This window comes from Cobetia sp. 1AS1 (assembly GCF_029846435.1).
GTDB classification, from domain to species: domain Bacteria; phylum Pseudomonadota; class Gammaproteobacteria; order Pseudomonadales; family Halomonadaceae; genus Cobetia; species Cobetia amphilecti.
The window spans coordinates 897,076-904,188 of the sequence record NZ_JARWKU010000001.1; the positions used below are offsets into that span (position 1 = coordinate 897,076).

Annotated in this window: 6 protein-coding genes; 5 read left to right on the plus strand and 1 reads right to left on the minus strand. The window is 63.8% G+C overall.

Features of this window, described 5'->3' with window-relative positions; all coding sequences use genetic code 11:
- Positions 1–335: 335 nt before the first annotated feature.
- Together QD280_RS03815 and QD280_RS03820 are read left to right on the plus strand one after the other, a co-directional pair.
- The gene (locus QD280_RS03815) at positions 336–1,619 is read left to right on the plus strand and encodes an alanine--glyoxylate aminotransferase family protein (RefSeq protein ID WP_235506999.1); all 1,284 of its coding nucleotides are present in this window, start codon (positions 336–338) and stop codon (positions 1,617–1,619) included.
- The gene (locus tag QD280_RS03820; protein WP_279838376.1) at positions 1,616–2,968 is read left to right on the plus strand and encodes an allantoate amidohydrolase; all 1,353 of its coding nucleotides are present in this window, start codon (positions 1,616–1,618) and stop codon (positions 2,966–2,968) included. The genes QD280_RS03815 and QD280_RS03820 overlap by 4 nt, the downstream gene beginning before the upstream one ends.
- Before the next feature lie 35 nt (positions 2,969–3,003).
- On the opposite strand, the gene uraD is transcribed toward QD280_RS03820, so the two are convergent.
- A complete protein-coding gene (gene uraD, locus QD280_RS03825) occupies positions 3,004–3,537 on the minus strand; it encodes a 2-oxo-4-hydroxy-4-carboxy-5-ureidoimidazoline decarboxylase (RefSeq protein ID WP_279838377.1) in 534 nt (177 codons plus the stop codon).
- A gap of 397 nt (positions 3,538–3,934) precedes the next feature.
- Between uraD and uraH the strand changes: the two genes are divergently transcribed.
- The 3 genes from uraH to QD280_RS03840 form a co-directional block, all read left to right on the plus strand.
- Positions 3,935–4,288 (plus strand): hydroxyisourate hydrolase, encoded by a 354-nt coding sequence (gene uraH / locus QD280_RS03830; RefSeq protein ID WP_054556057.1) that lies wholly within the window; start codon positions 3,935–3,937, stop codon positions 4,286–4,288.
- Positions 4,289–4,297: 9 nt separating this feature from the next.
- Complete coding sequence (locus QD280_RS03835) at positions 4,298–5,545, plus strand: urate hydroxylase PuuD (protein WP_279838378.1); 1,248 nt, start codon at positions 4,298–4,300, stop codon at positions 5,543–5,545.
- A 201-nt stretch (positions 5,546–5,746) separates the two neighbouring features.
- Positions 5,747–7,113: Cache 3/Cache 2 fusion domain-containing protein (locus QD280_RS03840; RefSeq protein ID WP_279838379.1), on the plus strand; the 1,367-nt coding region annotated here is incomplete at its 3' end.

Here is a 7,113-nt window from a genome sequence, read left to right on the forward strand (position 1 = left end):
GCGTCGATTCAGCTCATTCATGCCCCGTCATGGTGCCTGGCAGGCAAGGCATGCACTGTCAGAGCGACATCGTTCAGTGTGGTTAGCAAGATTATAGCGTTATCTTGTAGCCATGCCGTCTTTTACCGGGCTGCCTTTCTGTCACTCGGTTATCAGAGAGCCTTTTGCCTCGATGCGCACACCATGGCAGGGGGAGTTCCCGTCGAATACATCCGCAATTCAACATTTGTTTCATTTCTTAAATTCTGGCGCACTTGTTGCAGTAGTCTGGGCATGAGGCTCGGCGAGTTGGCGAGTCATCCCGCATTCCATGCCCTGCTGCACGAGGAGCGACCGTGAGCCCGACCTTTGACCAGATTCATCCTCCCCAGCGCCTGCTGATGGGCCCCGGGCCGATCAACGCGGACCCGCGTGTATTGCGAGCGCTTTCCGCTCCCTTGATCGGTCAGTACGACCCGGCGATGACGCACTACATGAATGAGACGATGCAGCTCTATCGCGGCGTCTTCGAGACCACCAATGATGCCACCCTGTTGATCGATGGTACCTCGCGTGCCGGTATCGAGGCGGTGCTGGTCTCGTTGATCCAGCCGGGGGAGCGTGTGCTGGTGCCGATCTTCGGCCGTTTCGGTCATCTGCTGCGCGAGATCGCCGAGCGCTGCGGTGCCGAGGTGCATACGCTGGAATGCGAGTGGGGCCAGGTGTTCCGCCCGGAGCAGATCGAAGCCGCCATTCGCGAGGTCAAGCCCAGCGTGCTGGCACTGGTGCAGGGCGATACCTCGACCACCATGTGCCAGCCGCTGGAAGACATCGGCGCCATCTGTCGCCGCGAAGGCGTGCTGTTCTACAGCGACGCCACGGCCTCGCTGGCGGGCAATCCGCTCAAGACCGATGAGTGGGGGCTGGACGCCGTCACCGCAGGCTTGCAGAAGTGTCTGGCGGGGCCGTCAGGCAGTTCACCGTTGACGCTGTCGCCGCGTGCGGTGGAGGTGGTGCATGCCCGGCGGCATGTCGAGGCGGGCATCAGCAGCGGCAGTGATCGTCTGGCGGAGCCGGGCGCGCGCATCCGCTCCAACTATTTCGATCTCTCCATGGTGCTCGATTACTGGGGAGAGCTGCGCCTCAATCACCACACCGAAGCCACCAGCATGCTGTATGGCGCACGTGAGTGTGCGCGCCTGCTGGTCAATGAGGGCATGGACAACGCCATCGCGCGCCACGCGCTGCATGGCCAGGCGATGGTCGAAGGCTTGAAGGGGCTGGGGCTTGCGCTGTTCGGCGACCAGGCCCACCGCATGAACAACGTCAGCGCGGTGATGATTCCCGACGGCCTGGATGGCGATGGCCTGCGCCGCAGCATGCTGGAGGACTTCGGTATCGAGATCGGCACCAGCTTCGGCCCGCTGCACGGCAAGGTCTGGCGTCTCGGCGTGATGGGCTACAACGCGCGTCGCGATACCGTGCTGACCACGTTGGCGGCGCTGGAGCAGACCCTGCGCCGTGGTGGCGTCAAGACTGTGGCCGGCGGTGGCGTCGGCGCCGCGCTGGACTTCTATCAAGAGCATCAGGGACAGGCGGCCAATGGCCGTGCCAATCCCGGCACGGGAGGCCAGTCATGAGCGATGCCGGATCCATACCCCCGGACGCCATCGCGCCGCTGGAAACGGCCGCCGATGTGCTGGCCGCCTGCGACACCCTGGCGGTGATCTCACGCAGCGACAGCGGGATCGACCGCCGCTATCTGACGCCGGAACACGCCGCCGCCAACGCCACCACGGCTGGCTGGCTCAAGGCTGCCGGTCTGCGCAGCTGGCAGGATGGCGCCGGCAATCTCTGGGGCCGCTGGTGTCCGCCCGCTCTCACCGCTGCCGCTGACAGCGAAGCCGGCGTGCCGCGACTGGTGATCGGCTCGCATCTGGACAGCGTGCCGGACGCCGGCCGTTATGACGGCATTCTTGGTGTCCTGCTCGGGGTGGCCGCCTTGACACATTTCAAGCAGCGCGCCGATGCGGGCGAGCAGAGCTTGCCCTTCGCGCTGGAAGTGGTCGGTTTCGGTGATGAAGAGGGCACCCGCTTTGGTGCGACTCTGCTCGGCAGCCATGCCATCGCCGGACGCTGGCAGTCGGACTGGGAGCGGATAGAGGATGAGGACGGCATCCCGCTTGGCGATGCGCTCGAACGCTTCGGGCTTTCCGGGCAGACGGCCGCCAAGGCCAGCCTGCAGGCGAATCCGCCGCTGGGCTATCTGGAAGTACATATCGAGCAGGGCCCGGTGCTGGAAGCCGAGAATCTGGCGCTGGGTACCGTGACCGGTATCGCCGGCGCACGACGCTTCGCGGTCAACTTCGTCGGCCAGGCGGGACATGCCGGCACCACGCCGATGGCACTGCGTCAGGATGCGCTGTGTGCGGCGGCGGAGTGGACACTGGCGGTGGAATCGCTGGCGCGTGATGTCCAGGTGGGCAAGCGCGCTGACATGGCGGACCACTCGCTGGTCGCGACCGTGGGGTGTTGCGAGCTGCGTCCCGGGGCGGTGAATGTCATCCCCGGGGGGGCGGCGTTGAGTCTGGATATCCGCGCGCTGGATGATGCGCAGCGGGATCGTGCGCTGGATGAACTCTTGAACGAGGCACATCGAATCGCGGCGCGACGGGGCCTCACCTTCCACTGTGAGCAGACGCATGCGGCCGATGCCGTGGCCTGTGACGAGGGATTGATGCAGGCCGTCGATGCCGGTATTGCCGCCATCGGTCAGGCGCCATTCCGGCTACCGAGTGGTGCCGGGCATGACGCCATGGCGGTCAGTCATCTGTGCCCGGTGGGCATGCTGTTCCTGCGCTGTGAGCGCGGTATCAGCCACCACCCGCTGGAGGCGGTGACCGAAGACGATGTCGCCAAGGCCCTGGCGGCACTGATCGCCAGTATCGAGGCCGTGGCCGTCAGGTACGTGTTGGACAGCACGCGGTAGACAGAACCTATTAGCGGCCGCAGGGGCGCTGGTCACTAACTGGCCTCGAGCAGCCCCGGCAGGCGCACTGCGGCGATCGCATTTATCTGGGCCAATGCCTCCTGGTATTCCGCCTCGGTGGATTGCGGCAGACGGCGCTCCAGTTCCTCGAGAATGCTGCTGGCGCTGTGGCCCTTGACGCAGATGATGAACGGAATGCCGTGGCGGGCCTGGTAGTCGGCATTGGCCGTCAGGAAGCGTTCACGGGTGGCGTCATCGAGCTGATCCAGCCCTGCGCCACGCTGCTCGCCCTGCGAGGCGGGCGTCAGGCTCTCCAGCTTGCCGGCAGCCAGCTCAGGATGGGCCAGAATCAATTGGTGGCGCTCGACATCACTGGCCTGGCGTACCGCATTGGCACACGCCGTCAGCAGGACTTCCATGCTCGCGAACGGGCGCTCTGCCGCGGCGCGTTCCACCACCCAGTCCGAGTGCTCATAGAGACCACTCAAGCGTCGTGCCAGCGCCTCGGGTGGCAGGGCGTTGAGCGTGTCCAGCATCACCAGATAGTGCATCGGGGTCTCGATTGGCATGCGCCTTGCTCCAGAGAGGGGGATAGGTTTGAAAAGCTCAAGGAATCATCAGCTTGCAAGGCGCATGCCGTCGCTGGCAACGCGTCTGACCAACGCTGTGTCACACGCTGAATCGCCATGCCAGCGGTTGACGACAAGGCTGTATCGCCACTGACCTGCCTGACGGCGCCGAGCGGCGTCTGTCATGGGGCGATACGGCCTGCACCTTGACCGATCGGTCAGAATGCAGCAACGCACTCATCGGGTGCAATACCACCAACCGCTGACGGCAGGCCAGAGCAGGACAGGCCAGAAAACCGAAACACTGTCTTCATTCGTACAGCTTGCATTGCTACGGGGTCGATACGTACAGAGCCCAGCCGTACCCGCCACATCCACACAAGAACAGGAAATCGCCATGCCCAGACTGACGACGCATGTGCTCAATCAGGCAGAAGGCATCGCTGCCAGCGGTGTGCATATCACCCTGGAGCGCCAGGATGCGCAGGGTCACTTTCACGAGTTAGCGCAGGTCACGACCAATGCCGATGGGCGTCTCGATGCGCCGCTGCTTGAGGAAACCGACGCTTCCGCTGATCTCTCCGGCGTCTATCGTCTGACGTTTCAGGTCGGGGATTACTTTGCCAGCCGCGCGGTGGGCCAGGGCATGCTCGGCCGCGTGCCGGTCGAGTTCACCCTCGAGGCCAGCGGCCATTATCACATTCCGCTGCTGGTCACCCCGTGGGCCTACAGTGTCTACCGCGGCAGCTAAGGAGCCGGCATGAGCGCATATCTTCTCGATTGGGCGATGCTGCTGACCCGCTGGCTGCATGTCATGGCGGGGATCGCCTGGATCGGCGCATCGTTCTTCTTCATCTGGCTCGACAATCGGCGAAAGCCGGCCACTCATGCGGTGGATGGCCGCCCCGGCGGCGAGCTGTGGGCGGTGCATGGTGGCGGTCTCTATCATCTGTTTCGTCATGATGGGGTCAGCGAAACGCTGCCCAGCGAGATCCACTGGTTCAAGTGGGAGGCCTATGTCACCTGGTTGTCCGGGATGGGGCTGTTCACGCTGATCTACCTGCTGCAGCCGCATGCCTACCTGATCGACCCGCGCGTGTTCGAGATGAGCGGCACCCTGGCCGTGTGCAGCGCTCTGGGCGTGCTCGTCGGTGGCTGGCTGGGCTACGAGGCGCTGTGTCGCAGCCCCTTCAAGCGCCATGCCGGGGCGCTGTTCGTCGCCGTCGGTGTGTGGCTGACGCTGGCGGCGTGGGTGGCGACCGAACTGTTCTCGGGGCGTGCCGCCTTCCTGCTGATGGGCGCGCTGATGGGCAGCATCATGGCGGGCAACGTCTTCAATGTGATCATCCCGGGTCAGAAGGCTCTGCTGGCCGCTGCGCAGCGTGGGGAAACGCCGGACCCGATCCACGGCCAGCGCGCAAAGCAGCGCTCGGTGCACAACACCTTCATCACGCTGCCTGCGGTGCTGATGATGATCAGCAACCACTATCCGCTGCTGTATGCCAATGACTATCGTCTCGGCGTCATCCTGCTGTTGCTGGTGACCGGCGGTCTGATCCGTATCGCCACGGTGGATCACCACAAGGGCGTCAAGCGCCTGTGGGTACCCATAGGGGCAGTGTTGGCGCTGGTTGGCGTGATCCTGCTCTGCGCGCCGCGCTCACAGACGACGCCCTCGACTGCCGAGACAAGCGCGCCTTCAGTATCTGTGGCGGCCAGCAGTGCAACTGGTACTGAGGCCCCGGGGGAGAATCAGGCCTTGCGAGACAAGGTCAGCCATATCGTCGAGCAACGCTGCGCCGGCTGTCACAGTGATACGCCGAACTTGATCGGCTTGACGGCTCCGGCAGCAGGCGTGGCCTTCAATGGCTGGGATGACATCCAGCGTCAGGCCATGCGTATCCATCAGCGCACGGTGGTCGACAAGAGCATGCCGCTGGCCAACATGACCCAGATGACCGATGCCGAACGCCAGCTTCTGGATGACTGGTGGCAGGCGACACGCTGAGGAGCAATGGATTAGGGAGCGATGGCTGAGAGAGTCATGAATGAGGGCGTCCTGACCAGCGGCGCTCCAAGGGCGCCACTGGTCAGGACCCACTCATCAGGGCCACTTTTAGAATCCACTCGTCAGCAGCAACGCTACAGTTCTGAGTCCGGTGGCCGATAGACGTGATACTTCTCTCATGGATCGGGGTATCGCGTAGTGATGACAATAAAAAAGCGTCTGGCCCGCGCCAGTGTCGGCAGCAAGCTCGCCTTGCTGGTATTGCTGTTGATGATGGCGGCCTTCACGGCGCTGGGCCTGGTGTTCTCGACGGCCAGCATGCATCAGGTGGAAGGCGAGACAGAACGCGCTCTCGCTCAGCAGCAGCAACAGATCACCAACACCATCGAACTGTTCGATACCACCATGCAGTCCAGCGTGACGCGCATGCTCAATGCCTTCCTGGCGACCATTCCTGACAACTTCACGCTGATCGAGGACCGACGTCTGCCGATCGGCGAGCGCGATGCGCCGGCGCTGCTCAATGCCGGCTTCATGCTCAACAATCAATCCGGTTATCTGGCCGACTTCGCCAATCGCACCGGTGCGCCTGTCAGCTTCTTCGTGCGCGATGGTGAGGATTTCGTGCGCATTGCCACCACCCTCAAGACCGAAGATGGCTCAAGCCTGCTCGGGCTGACGCTGAGTGGTGGGGTCAAGGATGCGCTGAATGCCGGCCAGCCCTATACCGGCATGCTCTATCTGGCGGGCCGTCACTACATGACGCGCTATCGCCCGATCACCGACTTCAATGACAACCTCATCGGGGCCTCGTTCATCGGGGTGGATGTCGGCGAGCAGATCGATGAGCTGTATGCCACCATCACCAATATCCAGTTGCATGAGAAGGACTTCAGTCTGGTGGCGAGCACGGCGCCGGGCCAGCAGGGCAAGGTGCTGACGACGGGTCAGTGGCAGGGCCGCTCGCTGATGGACTTCAATAATGCGCAGGGCGAGCCGGCCTTCGCGCCGCTCTTCGCCGCCGACAGCGGTCAGATCGATTACCGCCTGGCGGGCGAAGACAGTGACCGTATCACCAGCTTCCAGCACTATCCGGCGTGGGACTGGGTGGTGGCGACCACGATCGACAAGCAGGAAGTGACGGCGGGCATCACGCAGGTCCGCAATCAGGTCTTCGGGCTGGCACTGCTGTTGGCGCTGGCCGTGGCCGGCATTCTCTACTTCCTCGAGCGTCGTCTGATCAGTCGTCCGCTGGATGCGCTGGTGTCACTGGCGCAGGCATTGGCGCGGGGCGATCTGTCCCAGCGCATCACCAGTCAGCGTCAGGATGAGATCGGCAAGCTGACCGCGGCCATGAACAGCGTCGGTGAGGACCTGAGCCGAGTGGTCGGTCAGGTGCGGGGCACCACGGGCGCCGTCAATCAGGCAGCCGGCGAGATTGCCCAGGGCAACGAGGAGCTTTCGGCGCGCACCGAGCAGTCCGCCTCCAGCCTGCAGGAAACCTCGGCCTCGATGGAGGAGATCACCACCACCGTGCAACACAGTGCCGATTCCGCCCAGCAGGCCAG